This window comes from Nonomuraea solani (assembly GCF_900108335.1).
GTDB lineage: Bacteria > Actinomycetota > Actinomycetes > Streptosporangiales > Streptosporangiaceae > Nonomuraea > Nonomuraea solani.
This window is the reverse complement of sequence record NZ_FNVT01000049.1, coordinates 1-20,603: the sequence shown is the minus strand read 5'-3', so window position 1 is coordinate 20,603 and position 20,603 is coordinate 1. Positions and strand designations below refer to the sequence as shown.

Genomic DNA, 20,603 nt, shown 5'->3' with positions numbered 1-20,603 from the left:
TTCTAGGCGCATCCCTCGCCTTCCTCCTGCCACGTCCCCTCGCCAAACTCCACGACGCGGGAGTGCGCAGCCTCGACTTCACGGCCCTCGGCAACGATCGCGCCGACGTCATCGAGTCGACAGCCCCGCGCCATTACCGCCGTATCCGCAAGGCCGACGACGAAGATCACGATCGGCATTGGACCGCTGGATGTTCAAACGATCCGCATTGCGCACGAGCAGACCGCTGACCCCGGCTCCTTGAAGGACTGTCTCCGTGAAGACCTCACTCGAGCGTTGGCAACGGCGCTCTATCCCGATCCGTTTGGCTAGCCACCAGGTGCGGGGCAGGCTGCTCTCCTCCCCTTGGCTGCGGCCATGGGCAGGGCTACAGGGTGACAGCCAAGTGTTGATCAAGGCATGACAACATAGACGCTGACCTGCGCGGTCTCGGCATGTGCCGAGTTCACAGTGGCACCGTTCGCTGTCGATCACTCACCGGAACGGATCGCCCATGCACATTCGCGCCGCCCTGGTGGCCGCCGCCCTCACCGTCATCGCCGCCCCTTCTCCCGCCTTCGCCCACCCTGCAGCTGGCTGGCAGGACGATGCCGGCTGGGGATCCGTCACCGTCTCGGCCGACCGCCAGCACATCAAGGTGTGCGACCTGTACGACGACGGGCAGGCCGTACGGGTCGAGTACGCCACCAACTACCTCCAGCAGTGGACGATCGTGGACACCAACGGCTCCCGCTGGGGCTGCGGAACCGACACCACCTTCCTCAGCCGCATCACCGTCTTCAAGCTGTGCCAGGGGCGCACGTTCGGCACCTGCCGCCCCTCCGTCTGGGTCTCACGCAACGGCTACATGGGATAAGATCTTGGTCCGCGGCCGAACAACGCCAGACCAGCCGATGCCGTCCATGAGCAACCCGTGAAGGTGTTTCTTGGAGCGTGACGCGGCCGAGATGCGATGCGGCTTCAGGATGTACCCGACTCCTCCGCCGAACAGGTGGCCCCACCGGTTCGGCAGGGGCCTGTGGGGCCCTCACCGCTCGGCCGTGGCGCTCCTCGTCTCTTCGCGTTTCGGCCCTTTGAGCTTGGTGGGTTGCGACACTGGGCAAGCCGCTCCATGCGGTCACGGAAGGCAACGTGGGATTGCCTGTTGGGGAGGTCACTTGCGGTGGCGGAGGCGCAGTGAGCGGCTTGCTGCGGAGGTCACCGCGGAGGGGTCCCGGTGGCGGCCGGTCCTCGCGGCGGTTCCGAGACATCTGCTTGTGCCCCGATGGTGGATCACCCCTGAGGGCGAGCCGTGGGGTGTCTGGCAGGTGCGCGACGGCGCAGCCAACCGCGACGAATGGGCGAGGGCCGTCTACCAGAACGTTTCCTTGGTGACCGAGGTGGAGCGCGTGCATGCCGACCTCGGTGCTGATGGCACTGTCCTGACCGGTTCGCCGACGTCGACCTCGGCGATGCCGGGCCTGGTTCTGCGGCTGCTGCGCCACGCCCAAATACATGATGGGGCGCGCGTCCTGATCGTGGGCACGGGGTCGGGCTATCCGGCCGCCCTTGCCGCCCGCCGGTTCGGCGCCGAGCAGGTCACCTCGATCGACATCAGTCCATACCTGACCGACGCTGCGGCCGGACGCCTGGCCACCATCGGGCTGCGGCCGACACTGCTGACCGGGGACGGGACCGGGCCGCTGCCGGGCCCCTACGATCGGATCGTGTCCATGACGGGGGTCCGTCCGATTCCCGCCTCAAGGCTGGCGGCCTTGCGGCCCGGCGCCCGGCTGGTGACCACGATCGCCGCGACGCCGCTCATTGTCTGCGCGGTCAAGAACGCCGACGGGCGGGCGTACGGCCAGATCGCCTGGGATCGTGGGATCTTCACCACGGCCGACACACCCGACCAGGACCGGCGCGAGCCTGTACCGGCCGTCGCCGACGATAGCGGCGGGGAAGAGAGCCTGAGCCGCTATCCCGTGGTGCGCATCCGGCCGTTCAGCGATGTCGGTGTCATGCTGGAGTTCGCCGTGCCGGGAATCCGGCACGAGTACGAAGAGCACGCCGGCGGACGCCGTACCGTCCGCATGTCCCATCCAGATGGCTCCTGGGCTCGCGCCACCGCCTGCGGTGATGAGCCCTCGCCGGTCGTTCAGGGCGGCCCGCGCCGCTTGTGGGACCTATGGGAGGAGGTACGTCACGACTGGCTCCTGGGAGGAAGCATGCCGGCCTATGGGGCTCAAGCTGTTGTCGAGGCCGACGGCGCCGTCCAGTTGTCACGCGGTCCGTGGCGATACCTGATCCGATGGCCCACATCAGATAGGCGAGCGGTGCGCTACGTTGGTCCTCGCGCAGTTCGTGCGCAGGGATGTGGCGAGGCGTCGTCTTTCGGGACGCCCCCGCCGGTCAGGCGTTGAGGGCCAGCAGCGAGCGCAACTCCGCTACTGCCGGCCGTTCCCGCTGTTCTAGTGGTACCGCGCGCAGGACCATGCGCGCCGTCTCCAGGATGTGGTTGGTCTGGAAGCCGGCGGGCAGCGAGTCGATCAGCTCGGCTGCGAGTCTGGCGCCCTCGTTTGCTCCGCCCAGCGCAGCCGTGCTGATCGCCTCATGGAGTTTGGCGTTCATGCGGTACTGGTAGGACCGCTCGGGAATGATCTGAAGAACCTGGTCGCGGGCGGCGTCTGCCGCTGCCTCGTTGTGTGAGTAGGCGGCTACCCAGCTTTCGGCGAACGGGATCTGATCTGGCTTGAAGAAGTCCCAGCGATCGCCGGTGATCCCCTTGTTCATGTGGTCATGGAGAGTTCGCAGGGTACCGGCCGCTTCTTTTGAGCGGTTCAGCAGCGCCAGTGCCTTGGCCCTGGCGGTCATGAGCCGAGGCCATGGACGACGACTGATCTGGCGAGCGTTCTCGATCAGCCGGAGGACGGTCTCCGGCTCCCGCTGCCCGTACAGACCGTGAATGGCCTCTTCGCTGCGAACCAGAAGACGGAGCTCAAGGTCTGTGGAGGCGTCAGCGGTCTTACGAGCGGTGCTCCACCAGCGGATGGCTGCCCCGTGGTCGCTGATCCGGGTCAGTGCGTTGGCCTGGATGACGGCCAGCAGGGCCGCCACTCGGTACAGCTCTGTCAGCGCGTCGCCGGACGTGGTGTGCATCTGCTGTCGAAGGGCGTAGAGGTCGATCGACAGGTCCTTGATGACCTGGGCGGGTGGGCGTGTGCGCAGGGCGTGCAGGTGATCGGCCCGTGCGATATCCCAGTCCTCGGCACTGCGAGGTCGATCAGTCGTGTGATCGAGTTCCTGTCGAACGATCTCGTCGAAGCCGACGATTCCAGCACTGGCGGCTAGTCCGAACAGCCGTCGGCGTTCCGTGGCGTCCTCCCCAGTCTCCCCGTAATGGTCGTTTATATCCAGAGTACGCACTGGACTCATTGTGGCGGTAGGAGGGATTATCTCCGCATCCGGGACGGATTTCTTCCCGATTTTCTCAGATGCCTCGATAAGCGCGCCTTGCGCATTCGTGGCGGCTTCCAGCGCTTCGACCACTGTACGGGTTGGCTTCCTCTGCCCGTTTTCCAGCTTGTAGACGTAGCTGGTGGAGATGCCCGCCGCATTCGCCACCGCTTCCAGAGTGCGGTTGCCGCGCAGGTGGCGCAGGGCCCGCCCGAACGTCTCTTCGCCCACCGTCGCCTCCGTGCGCCCGAGATCTTTTTCCCTGCTTTTCCCCGCATCCCAGGGAACGGCGGGGAACGTGTGTCCAACGCGAAATATGGACTGCGGCTCCCCGCGCTGGCCACGCTACTGCTGAACGGCGTAAACGTCCCGCGGACCATGCTCGCGCATTCTCGGAACGAATACGCCGTGCCATGCATATGGGATGGAGGTCCTGAAATGTTCGAGTTGCTGTGCGCTCCCGTCGAGCCCGCCGTCCATGACGCCGGAGCCAGGACCTGGGCACGGCTCGACGTGCGGGACCGTCCACTCGCCGTGCTGCGCAACACCTTCCACCCGCGGCGGATCACCTCCGGCCTCACCCGCACGGGGCCGGTCTGGAGGGCCGAGCCATCGTGGCGGCTCACGCTGGCGGAGGTGACCGCCGGGATGCGGCGGAACGTGGCGTGCCGCAATCCCATCGACCTCATGGCGGATCTGACCGATCAGGTGGCGATCATCCAGCACCTGACCTGTCCCTGCCCGTAAAACTCCCGGCCCGCCGTGCCGGGCAGGCGGCGGGCCGGGCACCAGGCCGGGCCTCGTGTCCGGAGCCATCGCAGAATCGACGCAAGGGAGAACTCCCATGACAGCCAGATCGCTTCAGCCCGACCTGTGGGCGGTAGCCGTGGACGAGGCGAAGTTCGCGCTGCTTGACGGCACGGGCATCGAGTACGCGGTGATCGGGGACGGTGACGACTACGCCGTTCGCGACAAGAACCGGCCGCAGGTCGAGATCCGTCGGCCCGGTGACGACTTCCGCAAGCTGGGCGCGCTGCTCGGCCGGGGACCCGACCTCGAGCAGTCGGCCGAGGGTCTCCACGACATCGACGTCGACGACGACCGGTACGAGGCGGTCGAGGGAACGGGCCTGAGCTACGCCCCGATCAACGACCACGACGCCGTCAGCCTCCGTGACCAGGAGTACCCGGGCGAGATCCGCAGCCCGACCAATGACTGGCGCAAGCTCGGCTCGGTCCTGTAACGCCGGCCTATGAAGACGTGCCCGGGGCGTGCTGGAGATCTGCCCCGGGGGCCCGACCGGCGCGGCGGCGATGCGGCCCAGACACCCCGTATGGCCTTCCGCCGCCGCGCCACCGAAAGTGATCACTTGGTCGCAGGTGGGCAACCGGCCGGTGTGGGAGGAGGCGCTGCAGGCGTACGCACAGTGGGCGAGCTGGGGCCAGCCGCACTGGCGCCGCTACGACATCACCGTCACGCCCGGCCTCCAATCGATCTGGCTCGACACGCCAGAACGGGTGCTGAACAGCACCTGAGCACCGGACAGCGCGCGGCGGCCCTCCTCCGACCGAGCCCACCGCCGCGCCACCGACTCATGCACCACGAACTCATCGAACTCATCGACCGCCGAAGCCGCCACAGCGCCGAGCTGCTCATGCTCGCTGTCCGCCCCCCTGATCTCACACCACAGCAGCAGCTTCACCCCGAAAACCACTTCATTAATGGAGTCCTCGTCGTGTCCCGCCACAAGATGATCAGCGTATTGGCGCTGCTGCTGACCACCGGCTACATCGCCTTCGTCCTGCTGGCCCCGGCCAGCGTGACCAAGCCCATCTCTGCGGCTGTGGTGGTGGGCTTGCTGATCGCCTGCCTCGTGGCCAGCCTGCGAGCGGTCTACCTCGCACGGCGCGCCGCCCGCCGTACCCAGCCCTGCCCCGAACGCCCCCAGCCGCCAACCCCATGAACAGCACGCCCGCCCCGCAGCCATCCACCCACGTTCGGAGACAGCCATGCCCGACCCCATCACCCCCGCAGTGACCGCCGCGGTGGCCGCCGAAGCCGCCACCCACCTCGGCCACCTGCAGGAGGCGTTGCAGAGCTTCGGCCTGCACGCCCGCCTGCTCACCCAGGACGACCGGCTACCACGCCTACGGGTGATCAACCCCGAAGCCACCACCCTGACAGAGACCATCTCCGTCGCCCCGAGGGACGGCCACTGGCTGTTCTCGTGGTCGTGGAACGCACCGATCACCGACGTCGCCCAGCTCACCACGGCCGCCGAACGCATCCGCCACGTCCTGGCCACAACACCTCAAACACCGCACATCCCCGCCCAGCGCGACACGGCCGACGCCCCTGGTCGGCGTCCGGATGTCCACCGCCCGGCGCCCCGGTGATGGCCTCGACGACAGGCACGGCTGTGACCTTCGTTTCACCTGACCGACCGTCTCAGCATAAGGAAGGAGCACACCGTTGGGCCGTCCCTTGGCGGTGAATCCGTATCCGGTCGTGGGCGGCGCTAACCGTCGAGACGAAACACCGTGATCAAGTGGGAGCCATATCACAGCTCAACCGGCCTGCCAGCTATCTGGACCGCCTCTCGTGTCGGTGCCCATGAGGAAGTTGCGGGCGGCCTGGGTGGTCCATTCGCCCGTGGGGCTGGCGGTGACACCGAGCAGGTAGGCGCGGCGGCTGCGGTGTTCGAGCAAGACCAGGGCGTATATGCGTTTGAGGTTGATGGTGTCGACGTGGAGGAAGTCGACGGCGACGTTGTGCTCGGCCTGGGCGGCCAGGAACTGCTTCCACGTTGGCCCGCTGCGGCGCGGGGCGGGGTCGATCCCGGCCTGGTTCAGGATGTTCCACACAGGAGAAGCGGCGATCTTGTGACCGAGGCGGGTCAGTTCGCCGTGGATCCGCCTGTGGCCCCAAGTGGGGTTGTCGGCGGCCATGCGCAGCACCAGGGCCTTGACCGCAGCCGCGGTGGGCGGCCTCCCGGGACGGCGCCGCCAGCTGTAGTCCCACTTGTTCGCTACCAGCTTGCGATGCCAGGTCAGCAGAGTACCCGGGGAGATCGAGAAGATCTTCGCCCAGCGGCGTCGGGGCATCAGAGACAAGAGCGCCGCCAACCACAGGCGATCGTCCGCAGCCTGGCCCTACGAACCAGATTTGGTGCAGCCTTCGAACGAGTATCGGTACCGCTGCCCTGGCGCGGCTCCATCTTCAGCGAGATCTGATACCACCCTCTGTTCTTTGCCGTTCCGCTTGAAACCCGCGAGGACCCTCGGCGGTACCGGCACTCGCTGGTGATCCACGAACCTGCGATACCCAACTGGCACCGGAACTCATTCAAACTTGGCACAGAACTCACTCGTGAAATAATCCCAGGTTCGGTGTGTACGGCGGGAGCGAGGAGGCCTGCGAAATGGCCGTAGGCCATCTGTAGGGCGAGCATGAGCGAGTTCACCGGCGTCGCTACGGCTCTGCGGAGCGGCCGACCTTACCTCCACACGATTTGATAACAACCCGAGCTTCATGCATGGCAAAGCCTGATGATGTAGCCATGATCACCCAGCTCACGCCATCGCCAGCCCCCACGATTACTGTGACCGAGACAGTGATCGTCACACCGCCCGCTCCTATCGTAAACGTTCAGGCCCCATCCGATTCCTTTGACTTCTGGCACGACATCTTCTTCGGCGACTTCGGCGGCGCTTTGGTTGGTGCAGTAATTGGAGTCACCGGTGCCATGACTGCGGCAATCTATGTTGTCCAGCGTGACCGACGAATGCGACGTGAGGAGATCTTCAGAGCTGCTGTCGAGCGCTACAGGGCCGCTATAAGCCGCCTTGTCGAAGCTCTTCGGCGCAGGAACGTCGACAAGCTGAGGGAGGGCATGGCAGAAGCAGCCAGGCTACTGAGCGATCAAACCGGTATCCTTCACTACCGTATCGACCGTAACCAGAAGGAGTTTGTACTCTGGCTTGCTCGGTGGTTGCATTGGCTCTCTCGCCAGGAACCGGATGACGTCTTGGACCACTGGTCTCATGAGCGGCGACTAGAGATGGCGGACAAGCTACAGCAACACGTCCTGCACCTCGAGCAGTACATCGCCGAACCGGACAAATGGGCCTCGTCGGATCATCCAGAGCCTGAGCCTCGCATTGTGATGAAGTTATAAGTAGCAATCACAGGTCGGGTGAGGTGGGTGCGGACGGTGACGTGTCGGATCAGTCTTCAAAGCTACCGAAACCGGCAACGACCCACCATCCACCCCGACCACAACCCGACCACCGGAGCGTTGACGGCAACCAACGAAGGAAAGTCACTATGATCAACTACACGACCAAGTGGCCCTTTCTCCCGGTCCTGGCAACCAGGTGGAGTTGGCCCGGTTTGGTGGACACCTGATCTCTGGGGAACTCTGGTTCCCGGAAGAAGGCGCAGGACGCTACGGTAGGTGTATGCGATCGGTAACTACCACGGCCGCGTTCCCGTCCCGCAGTTCGTTCCGGTGCCCATTTGCTCGCTCCCCCGCGGACGACACCCAACAGAAGGGCATGGCGGAAGGGTTGATCGGTGGAACACGCTCGGCTTGCTTGCAGACCCGTCCAAGCACTGGTAAAGCCGCCTTCGGCCGAGTTCACCATGCCTCCGGGGTGGTTGCCGTTCTGATCTCCTCTGTGGAACGGATCCGCTCGTGATCGTTCGTTTTTACTTTTCTGCGGAGCATCCTCTTCGTCTTGTGCTCACTGGACGCCGTTACTCGCGCCGGCCCTCTGGTTGAACACCCCGGCCACTGTCAGCGCCGCCGCCTTGTCGTCCATGCCATCTACCGGAACCCTGTCACGATCTACTCAAGTGATTACGCTGCGTGTTTCGGAGGGCAAGCTCAGCCGCCCCGCTCCCGAGGCATAACTACCGCCTGAGGCGGATAGCCGGACGGGACTGCGGGACAGGGATGGATCGACGCAGCGTAATCTTCTGACGTTCGCGGCGCAGACTCCTGGGCGTGATCAGAGCCCGCCCCCGGAAGCGTTACGAGGTCCGACGATCGATCAGATCCGCCACGTGAACTCCGTGAGGTCCTCATTCAGGGCTTGGACAGCCTGTAGGTCCGTGGCATCCACGATGGGCCCGCCAGACAAGGCCGTTCAGCTGCACCGTTGAGCAGATCGAGGACCATGATCAAGCTCTGGTTCCAGGGGATTGACGAGGTCGATAAATGCGGGTTGAAGACTGGCCCTAACGGAGGACATCCTTCCCGTTACACAAACGATCTTTACTTTTATTCGCAACTTATGTGATGATCGCTCCGTTTTGTCCTCACTGTCCGAAAGGCTGGAGTGAACACACAACAATCAGCGGCTGGCTCATCGCCCCGGCCGCGTCGGCGTGCTGCCATGATTGCCGTGCTGGCGCTGCCACTAGCTCTGATGGCGGCGCCGGCGATCGCCACAGGGTCCACGTCAACCTCTTCCACTCCCAAACCTCCGATGGCCAACGTCGGTGAGACAGGAGCCGCTCTGGCACAGGCGAAGAAGGAGAACAAGCGCGTCGAGATCGAGTCGTTGCACTCGGAGACCGCGACTTACTTTGCCAACCCCGACGGCAAGACTCTCACCACCGAGTTCTCTCTCGACCCCGTTCGCTTCAAACAGCACGGAGCATGGCAGCCGGTCGACACCACGTTGGTGGCCGACAACGGGACTATCAAACCGCGCGCCACCAAAGCAGGGCTCACACTCTCACCCGGCGGCGATACCGACCTGCTCACCGTAAAGAGCGGCCGCGACGGGTCCGAGCTCAAGGTCTCTGCCCCTCAAAAGCTGCCCGCTCCGAAGCTGTCAGCCAACAGAGCCGAGTACGCCAACGCCTACGGCTCAGGCATCGACCTCGTGGTCGTCGCGACGCCGACTGGATTCCGGCAAGAAGTGGTCATCAGACGACGGCCGATCGATGCACTAAAACTCCCGATCCCTATCCAGTTGCCTGACGGCCTCTCCTTCGAGGAAACTTCTTCGGGCAAGCTCGCTCTGAATGATACCGTCGCCAAGACCAAGCGCTCGACGACTGAGATTCCCGCCCCGATGCTGACCGACGCCAGTGCAAACCTCAGTATGGGCGAAGAGGGACACGTCGGCGAGGTGGCGACCGCCGTGGAGAAGACCGCGGCAGGCCAGATACTCGTGTACAAACCCGACGCCCGCTTTCTCGCTGATCCGGACGTCACCTACCCGGTCACCCTCGTCGGGGCCGCCGTCGACTGGACACAACTACCGGTCGGCAATGACACGTTCATCAATGACTCCGCCTACCAGAACGGCTTCGCCAACAGCGGCAACTACCACCTTCAGGCCGGTAAGACCGGCTCAGGCACCGTGCGCTGGCGCACATACATTCGCTTCGACGACATTCCCGCAGATTCCCCTTTGCGTGGCGCCAAGGTGACCAACGCCGACCTCCGCCTATGGAACATCGACTCCAATGACTGCGGCGAATCCGTCGGCTCCGGCATCACCGCCCGCAGAATTACTCAGCAATGGGACGTGACCACGCTCACATGGAACAACCAGCCGACGGTTACCAGCACGGGCGCCGATACAGAGTACGGAGCGTACAAGCCGAGCTGCGACCGCGGCTACATGAACTACGAGTGGTACCTGATCCACTTCGTCAACCCGATCGCGCAAGAATGGGCTAACGGTGAGCCCAATTACGGGTTCCAACTCACGTCAGGCAACGAAAACGACCACACCAACTGGCGCGCGTACCGCTCAAAGGAATGGGTCTCCAGCGACGACTCCCACGGGCCAAAACTCATCATCGGCTACGAACCCGTTCAGAGTTTTTTCATTGCTTCTTGGACTTACTCGGACGAAGAGGAGATAGACACTTACGAAGAAGCTCTAGCGGCATTCAACGACCCTGCCCGAGTACGTGCCTTCCCCTCGCTCACCACTGAACCTCCTATCAGTTGGGAAAAAGCGTATAACCAAAAAGTCAGCTCGACTGATACATTAACTACAGGCGCAGACGATCTCCTAAATGGACCGCAGCCTGAAGAGCCTCCGCCGCCGACGCCTGATCCGAACAAGGATACGACACCACCAGCGGTGGTAAGTGTCACTCCATCCCCTCCGGCGGTCGACGTACCGGTCAACCCGCAAGTGACGGTTACGTTCAGTGAGCCGGTCACTGACGCTCAATTCTTACTGACGGATCTTCTCACCGAGGGACAGGCTGCCGGCACCATAGCGATGTCTGCTGACAACAAGGTACTGACCTTCGCTCTTGCTCAACCTTTGAGCGGAACGTATTACATGGCTCAGGTCAGTGGCGCTAAGGACGCCGCAGGAAACGCAATGGCGGCTCCGTACAAATGGCAGTTCACCACCGTTGTACGAACAGTCTCACTGCCTGCACAAACCGATACCTGGATCGACACCCAAGGAGCGAGCGGCTCTGCCGATCCCGTACTGCGCATCGGCGCCTACAACGCTGGCCGAACTAAGATCCATGACCGAACCTACCTGGCCTATGACACCGCACCTCTCGTCGGCAAAACCATTGTGGATGCCAAACTGGAGATGTGGAATACCACTAATAAATCGACTGGGTGCGGTAACAGCCAATCGGGAATAAAGGTCCAACGCGTTACCGCCGCCTGGAACACTGCGACACTGAAATGGTCTAGCCAGCCGTCAAGCACAGAAATCGGGGAGACCCTCGCCAAAGACCCTGGCGGATGCACTGATAATAGCAACCCACCCAGCAATGTCGGCTGGACATGGTCTACCACTGACATCGTGAAGTCTTGGGCATCAGGCCAAAGCAATCACGGTCTTGTGCTGCGAGGCGCTGACGAGTCTGCTTCTGGGCCAGTATACGATCGAGGCTTCACTGCAACAGAGAATCGTGAAGAGCCAAACAGTCATTTCCCTGTACTGCAGGTGACATACACTGACAGTGCTGTCGCCAACCCGACACCCGCGATGACGCCAACTCCCGAGCCAAACGATACGTTGCCGTCGATAACGCCGCTAGAGCCCACCGACGATGCCAGCGCGAATTCTACGCCAATACAGAAATCTGCTGCGGCCGCCGCGCCAACCCCTCCTCCGGCGATTAACGAGTGGGCTCGTATGACTCCGGAGAAGTGCGAGCAGAATCGCGCCCTAGCAAGGCGAACAGTCGGTTGGACGATGAACCGCTATTCGTGGTGCACCATAGGGAAGTTTAACCTCAAAGAGATCCGTGGCGCAGGCTCGACTGCCGTCATAAAAACCTATTTCGCGTCGGAAATGATGCTCATCGGATATACTTTTAATGGCACCGGAAGCATCCGGAGCATACCTAGCGCCACCACTCGCGACGTTTTCCTCGACCTCCATGTCAAAATCACCACCGCCCCCTTACCAGTGGTTTCTCCATACACGCTCAAAATGGGCGTAATGCCAGCAGACACCGAATGCGACCACGTTCGCCAATGGGACGGCAATACGCATCACAATAATCTCGCCAAGCCGCTGGGGCAGTGGACAACGGGAGATTCATACCGATTCCTCCTACGATGCCCCGAGGCAAACGCGGACGCCAAACGTACAATAATCTGGGACCAGGAAGACGAATACCTGGTAACCGTGGACAACACCGAAAAGGCCACCCTTGGTAGGTTCAAGGCATATGGCGAATATCCCGACCTTCCACTAGTTCTACCAAATGGCTCAAAGTTCACAACGAACGTCGGCAACAATGAAGCGACGACATTTATTCAATGCGACTCCGCCAGTTATATCTATGCCGGGACAGGTGGCTGCGTATTCGGCGACGTAGTCTCCTCAGTACAGCACAAGCTCGGACAGTACTATGATGCCGCGTACAAGCACTTCTGGACCGCGTGCTATGCGCCAAACGCCACGTATCCCATCCTTCTAAAGCTCGCCAAGTTTCCGGCAGTCAAGGAGAAGTCCATACCAGGCTGCCTTGACTCGAGCAAGGTGATGAAGAGTAACTACCTACACCGAATCGACGGCCCTGAAGGTGACAACAATCGGGACAGCATAACCCGCCCTCAATGTCGATGGCTCTGGGGAAGTTCTGTCGGCGGGTCTAGCGGCAACGATTGCGATGAATTTCCTTTCGCCTCAACGTGGGAGAGGTGGAATAATCCCTACCCTGGAGCCAATCTCACCAGAGCCGGTTACTCGTTATGTCCGATACCTGCAGCTGAGAACCAGAAAGCGGGGACTCTCATGACCAATTTTTACGCCAGGGAACGACTCCTCGTCGGCGATCCCTTCTTCGTTCAGTTCGCGACGGAACTAGACGGACCGGAGGTATGCAAGAGCCCTATTCTTGGGCACAACTAGCAAGCGGTAGACCTTTCGCAGAAATTTGAGGTGGGTGCGGCGACACCTGGCCGCTGCGCCCACCTCTACCTACTGCCGGTGGAGACCTAAAGAGGAATTGACAGATGCACATTGACGCAACGATTGAGCACTATCGAAACCTGCTTGACCGGACATGGATGAGAGAAAGGTTCGCTTGGACCGTAATAATCTCTAACGATCGGGAAATCCACTTTCGTGAGATCGCAACAGAATTGTCAGGAGGCGCCCCTCCCGAGATGTGGGACGAGACTCCGCGAATGGCCTGCGACCACCTCCGCAACATAAATCTCATCATCCCCGTGAAGTCGGGGCACCGCATCAATATTATCGAACCGGGAGCGATACATACCAATGACCGTGAATTCTTGCAATGGGTAAGTACAGGATGTCGAGCCTGGTCTGTATCCTGGCACATTAACGGAGGAGAAAGGCTTATATGCGCGGAAGATGGAGAAATACTATTTGGAATAGGCGAATATCTCGATACAGACAACCCTTTCGGTACTCGCGTCGCCACAACACAACCCGAACTAGACGTGATGCGTCAATCCAGCCTCACAGAAAGGAAAGCTGCCGCACTGGCAATCATGGAAATGCATGGCGGATTCCGGCTAAGTCTGGAATGGTTGGATTCTCCACAAACAATAGTCGCCGTCGATCAGCCAATACCGCCTGGCGCCACTCCACCAAGCGCCTTCGCATCAATTGAGCCGGAACTTGCGGCACATCTTCGAGGCGCGAGCCCCATTGTTCGGCGATCATTTCTCGTCCGCCTGACCGAACGACTCGCTGGAAGCTTTGACCTGCATATTCCGGAAGTAACAGCCATCCTCGACCAAATCCGCAGCGGTAATCATCCTACTCCACGCGAATGGTACGACCTCGCCATCGCGACGATGTACCTCGCGCATGACGAGTGGTTCGACGACCCTTCCGATGCCGACCCTGAATGGTTGCGCTGGCAGGCCGCTATTGCAATCCGTCACGCGTTGCGCTCCTTGGACACCGATGCGCAGAACATCGAATCACTACTCTCTGCCCGCAACGCGCTTCACTCCATATGGGCGACCTTGCGCGAGGAAATAATGTCTCTCCCCAGTGATTACTAAGGTGCTATGACGAATGGCTGGGAATGCTTTCCTTAACAAGTGCTACTCTGTCTTGCTGACTCCTATCGGGCGTCAATACTTGCGCGCGTGATGATCATTGTCTGCGCGGTCAAGAACGCCGATGGGCAGGCGTACGGCCAGATCGCCTGGGATCGTGGGATCTTCACCACGGCCGACACACCCGACCAGGACCGGCGCGAGCCTGTACCGGCCGTCGCCGACGATAGCGGCGGGGAAGAGAGCCTGAGCCGCTATCCCGTGGTGCGCGTCCGACCGTTCAGCGATGTGGGTGTCATGCTGGAGCTCGCGGCGCCGGGGATCCGGCACGAGTACGAAGAGCACGCCGGCGGACGGCCTACCGTCCGCATGTCCCATCCAGATGGCTCCTGGGCTCGCGCCAAGGGGCGCCAACGGACACCGGAACTCGTTCGGACTTGGCGCAAAACTGACTTGTAGAACCACTCGGCGGTCACGACCTGAGGTCATCGGCGTCCGTAGCCGTCCATGCACCTGTGGCACGTACAACCTGATATGCACGACCTTCACCAGCTAGGCCAGAATTCCCAAACGGCGTGCTGTTGCACACTCCACGGCTACGTCTCTAGCTTCATAGCCCTCGGCATCGTTCAAAGGAGACGGGTTCGGGTGGACGACAAGTTCTGGGTTGTGATCGTGATCGGGCTGTTCTCGATCATCCTGGCGCTGGCCGCCGGTATCCTGCGGAGCATCGGTGGTGACCGGGTTCCCGCGGCGATCCAGGGCGGAGCCGTAGCGTTCGTCACCACGATGACGCTGGGGCTGATCGTGGCAAACGCGCTGGGGGTCGTGTGAGCGGCACGCGGGCCGCTGTGGCCGAGGGCCACCGGCTGACCAAGGTGTGGGACGCGGTCGACGGGCTGACCGGGCTCGTCTCCCCGTTGGTCGCGTACCATCTGGCGCTGCGTGTGTTCTTCCTGCACGGCTTGAGGAAGCTGCAGGAGGCGGACCCGGCTCCGTCCTGGCCGACGTGGGAGAGTCTGGTCGCCCGTGCAGATGACCAAGGTGCGAGACAGCCGCTGGCTCACCTGCTTTCGGAGGTACGGCTACCGGAAGAGAATCTGCAGGGACGTTCCCGCTCGACGGAGGACATCGTCTCGCTCAGCCCGTCCCCCGCGGCAGACCGGCAGTTGGAGGCGCTCGTTTTGGCGCTGGATCCGGTGGACGAGTCTCATGACCTGTTCGAGGACTGTTTGGAGCGGTTCTCCACTCGGCATGGAGTACGCGGCGAGTACTACACAGCCCGCGCGATCACCGAGCTCATGGCAAGTATGCTCGCGCCGCTGGCAACGGATCGGATTCTCGATCCGGTCTGTGGATCGGGAGGATTCCTCGTCGCAGCGGCGCAGCATGTAACGGCAGGGCCCATCGCAGGACACCAGCCTGCGCTGTATGGCCTGGACGTCAATAACGAAGCCCGCCACATTGCCACGATGCGTTTGGTCCTGCAAGGTCTCGATGCGGAGATCGGCGTCGGCCCCGTGGACACCTTGCATAACGGCCTCACGCCCTCCTCGTTCGACGTAGTGCTCGCCAATCCGCCGTTCAACATGGCCAACTGGGACTACAACGACAAGCTCCGTAACCACCGGTGGGCCTATGGCCCCCCGCCCAAGGGGAACGCCAACTTCGCCTGGCTGCAGCGCATCCTGGAGACACTCAACGCCACGGGACGAGCAGGCGTGTTGCTCGCCGCCGGCGCGGCGACCGGCTCACGTGTCGGTGAACGGCTGATCCGTCAGCGGTTGCTGGAGGACGACGTGGTGGCCGCGATCGTGGCGCTGCCCGGCAAGATCTTCCGACACACCAAGACAGCCGCGTGTGTCTGGCTGCTGAGCAAGGACAAGAGCGCGAGCCCACATTGGGGGCGTCATCCTCGCCAGGAACACGTCTTGTTCATCGATGCCAGTCGTACGGCCGAACGCGTCGCCAGCAGGCAGCACGTGCTGTCCCGGGCCGGAGCGGATCGGATCCATCGTACGGTGTCGGCCTGGCGTGGGATCGGTGCCGAGGCCTATGAGGACCAGGAGGGCTGGTGTCGTTCCGTCACACTGGAAGAGATAGCCAGCCGCAGCTATGACCTGCTGCCGACCCGCTACGTCAAGACCATCGCGCCCCAGTCCAAGCCCAAGTCCAAGGAGATCGAGACGCTCACGCGTGAATTGTACGGGCATTTCGACCAGGCCACCCAGCTCGAACGGCGGCTACGCGAACTTCTGGAGAAGGGCTGAACGGACGCCAACATGGACAGAAGGGTCGTGGACGAGCAGGGATGCGTCTGGTATCGACTCGGCGCTCTGCCGGGTGTCGCCTCGATCACCTACGGCGTCGACCGTGCCGGGTCGAACCTGCAGGGCGGAGTTCCGCTGTTGCAGGCGGGGCACATCAGCGACGGGAGCATCCGTGTTCACCAGCCTGCCTCCATCAGCCAGGAGGAACACGCGGCGTGCACCCGGTCGTGGCTCCATGCCGGGGACGTCGTGATCGTCCTGGTCGGCCGGGTCGGTGATGCCGCCGTCGTCACACCGGGAGAACACGACTGGAACGCGGCTCGCTCTGTCGGCGTCGTCACCTGCACCGAACAGGGACGCCGCGATGGCATCGGCTCTTGGGTGTCCTATTGGTTGAGGAGTCCTGCCGCACGGGCCTGGTGCCTCGAACATTCCGCGGGTACGGCTCGGGCTTCGCTCAGCGTGACAGCGCTCAGAGATCTCCCCGTACCCATGCCGCCGACGGCCGACCGCACCCAGATTCATGACCTGCTGCGTGTCATCGACGAGAAGAAGGCCGTCAACGAGCTGATCGCGGAGTGCGCGGTGAAGCTGGCCGGCGCCTACTTCGCCGACATACCTGCTACGGAGCTCAGCCGAGACCGAGCGACCCTTGCCGACGTGGCGAAAGTGAGCACCGGCTTGGCGCGCCCGACACGAGATGACCGATCACCAGCAGTGGGATGGGTCACATCGGCCGAGGTCCTGCAGAGCGCCTTCCCCCACCTGGACCAGGTCGCTCGTGTGATCGCTGCGTCATCGGAGCACATCGTTCAGCCGGGATCCCTCTTGGTCGCCTCGACACCCGGCGGAGTACAGACTGTCGAGACCCTTGTTCCCGTGATTCCCAGCCGCGGCATGCTCGCCGTCAGTCCGTTCCACGAGTCTGATCGCATGTGGCTCCTGCACGATCTGCGGGCCAGAGCTTCTGAGCTCGTGCTGACGGCCCAGGGCAGGCAGGCGCGTGAGCTCAGCAGGGGGATCTTTGAGCAGCAAACTGTCCGATGGCCTGATCAAGCGGTGCGAGAGTCGTTCGGGTGCATTGCCGGACCGCTCCATGAGCGTGCGAAGCTGGTGACCGCGGAGAATCGCACCTTGGGTTCCCTCGCCAGAGCGGCATGGCGTGGGATGACTCCCCCAAGCGACTGGCCACCTGGCGACTCGTAGCCTTCGGCCCCGAAGAAGAGGAACAAGTGAGCGATTGAGAATCGCTCAGGATGGGGCATCGGGAAGCGGCTGCGATAAGCGTGGCGACGAGATCTCCGGTTCGAGGCTAATTATCGATGGCAAACGGGCTTCCAGGCAGCGCTACTACCGATACTGCCGGCTCGACTTGCGATTCCCGTACCAAACTCCCAAGCGGCTGCTCGCCCGTTGAGCAACCGAAGCTAACAATTCAGGACGATCCGACTTTCCCCTTGTTTCATCGTCATACGTCTGGCAGGTTCCAAACGTTCAGGTCTAGAAAGGGCGATGTATGTACGAAGACGTCCGGCCGGTCTCCGAGCCACGAGCGTGGATGATTCGCGGTGGCCGGGAAGGGCAACGCGAATCGCGGGCGCTGCACGAGGGGCTGGCCATCGTTGGCTGGCATGAGGCCGGAGACCTCAGCCGCTACCCGTCTCGTGAACAGCTGGCCGAGGCTCTACGCCTGGCATTCCCCACGGCGGCTCCGAACGTCATTCCCAACTGGACTGGGCAGCTCTGGCGATTCACCACCGAGATCCGTGCCGGAGACCTGGTGGTCATGCCCCTGAAATCGCCCGGCGGCCACATCGCCATCGGCAAAGTCACCGGCCCCTATGAGTACCGGGCGTACGAGTCGGAAGACTTCCAACAAGTGCGTACGGTCGACTGGCTCCGCTGGGACGTGCCCTTAACAGCCATCCGACCCGATCTGCGCGCCAGCCTGAGCTCGTTGCTCACCGTCTGCGGGCTGACGCGCAACAACGCCGCTGACCGTATCGCCGACATCGTCGACACCGGCGTCGATCCCGGCTTGGCAGGCGAGGAAGAAGTCACCAGCGCAGACGAACTCCTCGAAGACGCGGCCTCTCGCGACCCCGCCAGTCCACGCCAGGTGACCATCCGCGGTCTGCTGGAGCACTGGGGTCAACGACGGCGTACCGGCCCCGTCATCGCCACCATCAAAGCCGACCTTGCCAACAAAGGACTGACCACCCGGCCGCCCTTCACCGAAGGCTCGGTCAGCGACGAGATCGCCCTCATCCCCCTCGGCACCGAACCCGGCTCCGGCGCCACCACCGTCGACGACACCGCCAACACCGAGGACGTCTCAGAACCCGAGCACATGAGCCTGCGCCTGGGCAGCTTGCCCACGCCGCTGATCTCCGTACCCAGCACGGTCACCCTGACCTACGCCAAGACTTTGATGGTGCAACGCCGGTTCTCTCAGATCGCTGTGATCGACACTGACGGCACCTACCGCGGAGCGATCAGCTGGGAGTCCATCGGGCGCGCTCACATCGCCGCGAATCAACCCTCCCTCCAAGGCGCCATTGCGTCGGCTCGGGTCGTGGATCATGACGCGCTTCTGCTCGATCAGATCGAGGCCATCTACGCCGACGGCTTCATCTTCGTGCGCGACGCCGATCGCGTGCACGTTACCGGCATCCTTACCGCCGCCGATCTCACCGGCCAGTTCGGGAGCCTCGCCCGTCCCTTCGTCCTCATCGAAGAAGCCGAGAACAGGCTCCGGCGCGTCACCGACGAAGTATTCACCGTGGACGACCTCCGGGACGCCGTACAACCACACCGCAAATCGAAGGTGCACCGAGCCGCCGATCTCACCTTCGGTGACTACATCTTCCTGCTGAAGCATCCACAACGTTGGTCGCTTCTAGGGTGGCAGCTCGATCACCAGCTTTTCCTTGCGCACCTGGACGAAGTCCGAGAGATCCGCAACGATCTGATGCACTTCACCCCGGATCCACTCTCTCGTGATCAGTATCGGACCATCGAAGGACTACTCAGTCTGCTACGCACGGTTGATCCGAGACCATGAACTAGATACCCAAGGAGGATCGCAGCCCGGCAGGCGAAGCAGCCAATATAACTTGAAGTATCCACACGGTCACACAATCAGGGTTAATGTCAGTCATGGAGCTTGGGGAAGAGTGGGCCTATCGGGAGCGGTCGAGGGCACTGGGCGATCCCGTGCACCGCGTCAAGATCGTGAAGATACGAGATAGCGACGACTCGATCAGGATCCGCCGACTGGACGGCGACGGCGCCGGGCTGCAGGAATGGGTTTCCTACACCTCTCTGCTCGACCGCTGGACCGACATCGAACCGCGGCTCAACGACGAACGTCGGCTGTTGGCCGTCAGAGAAGTATCGTCTGCAGCCGGCACCACGGTGGAGTACGAGGCCGCGTTGCTCGTCGTGAAGAACTGCGGGCTGGGCCGACGGGTGATCCTCGGACGAAGCAAGACCGAGACTGGAGTCCTTCGGATCGACAAACCTGCCGGGGTAGCCGATCGTCTGGGACTCACCCCCGAAGAACTAACCGACGACCCACTCGCCTTCCGTGATCGTCATGGGGCGCTGATCAGTCCTTGGCGAGCGGCACGGCGGCTGATGCCGACGATCGCTACGACATTCTCCGAAGAGATCATAGAAGCGATCCACCGAGAAGAAACGGAACTGCATTCGGAGGTCCTATACGGGTACTCTCACCGGCAATCCTGGGAGGATACCCGCGAGGAACGCAAGGTACGGCTGCGCGAGCGCGAGCCTGTGCACACCCTGGTGCGGCAGTGGTGCGGACAGGAGGCTGTTGAGCGGTTCGATGAGCTCATCGCCTTGCGCAACGAAGTTGTACGGCTCGGCAAGCTCCTCGACCGGGCAGTCGAGGCACTGCGCAAGCGCGGAGCTACGGCTACCGCCGCCACCATTGAAAGCGACCTGGGCGTCCCCATCGCCATGCTGATGGATAGAGATCGTCGTACCTGACGCCAGCGGGTTCTTCCGGTCGTGATTCTCGTTCCGGAAGGTGTCAAGTCAAATGCGACAGGGAGTGGGCTGGTCTGATCGCTAGGCGGCTTCTTCCGGCTGGTTGATATAGGCGACCTGCGGGATCTTGGGGAGCCGGGGCGTGCGGGTGAACCGGTGGGGGTTGGCCGAGCGGAAGCGTTCGATGGTTTCGGCCCGCTTGTCCTGGATGGCGTGGGCGATGCCCATGTGCACGGTGAACGGGGTGTGCAGCCCGACTCCCGCGTGATAGTGCTCGTGGTTGTAGTAGCCGAAAAACCGCTGGCAGAAGGCTCGGGCGTCAGCCAGAGAGGCGAACCGGCCGGGGAAGACCGGGCAGTACTTGAGGGTCTTGAACGCCGCCTCCGAGT

At 62.6% G+C, this 20,603-nt stretch carries 20 protein-coding genes; 16 read left to right on the top strand and 4 right to left on the bottom strand.

Going from position 1 to position 20,603, the window contains the following annotated elements; all coding sequences use genetic code 11:
- Positions 1-2: 2 nt before the first annotated feature.
- Positions 3-179: a hypothetical protein gene (locus C4V41_RS62640; RefSeq protein WP_160150798.1), complete on the bottom strand. Its 177-nt coding sequence runs from the start codon at positions 177-179 to the stop codon at positions 3-5.
- Between the two features lie 314 nt (positions 180-493).
- Here C4V41_RS62640 and C4V41_RS59545 point away from each other — a divergent pair, with 314 nt between their 5' ends.
- Positions 494-856, top strand: coding sequence for a hypothetical protein (locus C4V41_RS59545; protein ID WP_103964863.1), 363 nt, complete (start codon positions 494-496; stop codon positions 854-856).
- Positions 857-1,256: 400 nt separating this feature from the next.
- Positions 1,257-2,402: a methyltransferase domain-containing protein gene (locus C4V41_RS59540; RefSeq protein WP_235031094.1), complete on the top strand. Its 1,146-nt coding sequence runs from the start codon at positions 1,257-1,259 to the stop codon at positions 2,400-2,402.
- Here the strand turns inward: C4V41_RS59540 and C4V41_RS59535 are convergent.
- The gene (locus tag C4V41_RS59535; protein WP_160150797.1) at positions 2,392-3,666 is read right to left on the bottom strand and encodes a helix-turn-helix domain-containing protein; all 1,275 of its coding nucleotides are present in this window, start codon (positions 3,664-3,666) and stop codon (positions 2,392-2,394) included. The genes C4V41_RS59540 and C4V41_RS59535 overlap by 11 nt on opposite strands.
- A gap of 207 nt (positions 3,667-3,873) precedes the next feature.
- Here C4V41_RS59535 and C4V41_RS59530 point away from each other — a divergent pair, with 207 nt between their 5' ends.
- The 5 genes from C4V41_RS59530 to C4V41_RS59510 all read left to right on the top strand — a co-directional run bounded on the left by C4V41_RS59530 (position 3,874) and on the right by C4V41_RS59510 (position 5,831).
- Entirely contained in the window at positions 3,874-4,182 is a 309-nt protein-coding gene (locus C4V41_RS59530; RefSeq protein ID WP_103964861.1) for a hypothetical protein, read from the top strand.
- A 97-nt stretch (positions 4,183-4,279) separates the two neighbouring features.
- Positions 4,280-4,678: a hypothetical protein gene (locus C4V41_RS59525; RefSeq protein WP_103964860.1), complete on the top strand. Its 399-nt coding sequence runs from the start codon at positions 4,280-4,282 to the stop codon at positions 4,676-4,678.
- 118 nt (positions 4,679-4,796) lie between these two features.
- Positions 4,797-4,970 (top strand): hypothetical protein, encoded by a 174-nt coding sequence (locus tag C4V41_RS62635; RefSeq protein ID WP_160150796.1) that lies wholly within the window; start codon positions 4,797-4,799, stop codon positions 4,968-4,970.
- A 59-nt stretch (positions 4,971-5,029) separates the two neighbouring features.
- Positions 5,030-5,398, top strand: a complete 369-nt coding sequence (locus tag C4V41_RS61530) for a hypothetical protein (protein WP_146104277.1) — start codon at positions 5,030-5,032, stop codon at positions 5,396-5,398.
- Positions 5,399-5,444: 46 nt separating this feature from the next.
- A complete protein-coding gene (locus C4V41_RS59510; protein WP_103964857.1) occupies positions 5,445-5,831 on the top strand; it encodes a hypothetical protein in 387 nt (128 codons plus the stop codon).
- A gap of 171 nt (positions 5,832-6,002) precedes the next feature.
- Here the strand turns inward: C4V41_RS59510 and C4V41_RS59505 are convergent, their stop codons facing one another.
- Positions 6,003-6,539: a helix-turn-helix domain-containing protein gene (locus tag C4V41_RS59505; protein ID WP_103964856.1), complete on the bottom strand. Its 537-nt coding sequence runs from the start codon at positions 6,537-6,539 to the stop codon at positions 6,003-6,005.
- 455 nt (positions 6,540-6,994) lie between these two features.
- Here C4V41_RS59505 and C4V41_RS59500 point away from each other — a divergent pair, with 455 nt between their 5' ends.
- From C4V41_RS59500 to C4V41_RS59460, 9 genes are all read left to right on the top strand, one after another.
- The gene (locus C4V41_RS59500) at positions 6,995-7,612 is read left to right on the top strand and encodes a hypothetical protein (RefSeq protein ID WP_103964855.1); all 618 of its coding nucleotides are present in this window, start codon (positions 6,995-6,997) and stop codon (positions 7,610-7,612) included.
- Between the two features lie 1,222 nt (positions 7,613-8,834).
- Positions 8,835-12,803 (top strand): DNRLRE domain-containing protein, encoded by a 3,969-nt coding sequence (locus tag C4V41_RS61525; protein ID WP_146104276.1) that lies wholly within the window; start codon positions 8,835-8,837, stop codon positions 12,801-12,803.
- A 104-nt stretch (positions 12,804-12,907) separates the two neighbouring features.
- Positions 12,908-13,933: a hypothetical protein gene (locus tag C4V41_RS61520; RefSeq protein ID WP_146104275.1), complete on the top strand. Its 1,026-nt coding sequence runs from the start codon at positions 12,908-12,910 to the stop codon at positions 13,931-13,933.
- A gap of 87 nt (positions 13,934-14,020) precedes the next feature.
- A complete protein-coding gene (locus C4V41_RS59485) occupies positions 14,021-14,389 on the top strand; it encodes a hypothetical protein (protein ID WP_103964853.1) in 369 nt (122 codons plus the stop codon).
- 189 nt (positions 14,390-14,578) lie between these two features.
- Positions 14,579-14,764: a hypothetical protein gene (locus C4V41_RS59480; protein ID WP_103964852.1), complete on the top strand. Its 186-nt coding sequence runs from the start codon at positions 14,579-14,581 to the stop codon at positions 14,762-14,764.
- Positions 14,761-16,200: an HsdM family class I SAM-dependent methyltransferase gene (locus C4V41_RS59475; protein ID WP_103964851.1), complete on the top strand. Its 1,440-nt coding sequence runs from the start codon at positions 14,761-14,763 to the stop codon at positions 16,198-16,200. Before C4V41_RS59480 ends, C4V41_RS59475 begins: the two co-directional genes overlap by 4 nt.
- Positions 16,201-16,227: 27 nt before the next feature.
- Positions 16,228-17,406 carry a restriction endonuclease subunit S domain-containing protein gene (locus C4V41_RS59470; protein ID WP_146104274.1) on the top strand — a complete coding sequence of 393 codons (1,179 nt, stop codon included), beginning with the start codon at positions 16,228-16,230 and terminating at the stop codon, positions 17,404-17,406.
- Positions 17,407-17,716: 310 nt separating this feature from the next.
- Positions 17,717-19,264 carry a CBS domain-containing protein gene (locus tag C4V41_RS59465; RefSeq protein WP_146104273.1) on the top strand — a complete coding sequence of 516 codons (1,548 nt, stop codon included), beginning with the start codon at positions 17,717-17,719 and terminating at the stop codon, positions 19,262-19,264.
- A gap of 86 nt (positions 19,265-19,350) precedes the next feature.
- Positions 19,351-20,214, top strand: a complete 864-nt coding sequence (locus C4V41_RS59460) for a hypothetical protein (protein WP_103964848.1) — start codon at positions 19,351-19,353, stop codon at positions 20,212-20,214.
- Positions 20,215-20,295: 81 nt separating this feature from the next.
- Here the strand turns inward: C4V41_RS59460 and C4V41_RS59455 are convergent.
- Positions 20,296-20,603 (bottom strand): integrase core domain-containing protein (locus C4V41_RS59455; protein WP_146104272.1); only part of this gene is annotated, 308 nt, incomplete at its 5' end.

Coding starts and splice junctions, on each gene's coding strand:
- C4V41_RS62640 (WP_160150798.1), bottom strand. CDS start 179: ATGCCGATCGTGATCTTCGTCGTCGGCCTTGCGGATACGGCGGTAATG.
- C4V41_RS59545 (WP_103964863.1), top strand. CDS start 494: ATGCACATTCGCGCCGCCCTGGTGGCCGCCGCCCTCACCGTCATCGCC.
- C4V41_RS59530 (WP_103964861.1), top strand. CDS start 3,874: ATGTTCGAGTTGCTGTGCGCTCCCGTCGAGCCCGCCGTCCATGACGCC.
- C4V41_RS59525 (WP_103964860.1), top strand. CDS start 4,280: ATGACAGCCAGATCGCTTCAGCCCGACCTGTGGGCGGTAGCCGTGGAC.
- C4V41_RS61530 (WP_146104277.1), top strand. CDS start 5,030: ATGCACCACGAACTCATCGAACTCATCGACCGCCGAAGCCGCCACAGC.
- C4V41_RS59510 (WP_103964857.1), top strand. CDS start 5,445: ATGCCCGACCCCATCACCCCCGCAGTGACCGCCGCGGTGGCCGCCGAA.
- C4V41_RS59505 (WP_103964856.1), bottom strand. CDS start 6,539: ATGCCCCGACGCCGCTGGGCGAAGATCTTCTCGATCTCCCCGGGTACT.
- C4V41_RS59500 (WP_103964855.1), top strand. CDS start 6,995: ATGATCACCCAGCTCACGCCATCGCCAGCCCCCACGATTACTGTGACC.
- C4V41_RS61525 (WP_146104276.1), top strand. CDS start 8,835: ATGATTGCCGTGCTGGCGCTGCCACTAGCTCTGATGGCGGCGCCGGCG.
- C4V41_RS61520 (WP_146104275.1), top strand. CDS start 12,908: ATGCACATTGACGCAACGATTGAGCACTATCGAAACCTGCTTGACCGG.
- C4V41_RS59465 (WP_146104273.1), top strand. CDS start 17,717: ATGTACGAAGACGTCCGGCCGGTCTCCGAGCCACGAGCGTGGATGATT.
- C4V41_RS59460 (WP_103964848.1), top strand. CDS start 19,351: ATGTCAGTCATGGAGCTTGGGGAAGAGTGGGCCTATCGGGAGCGGTCG.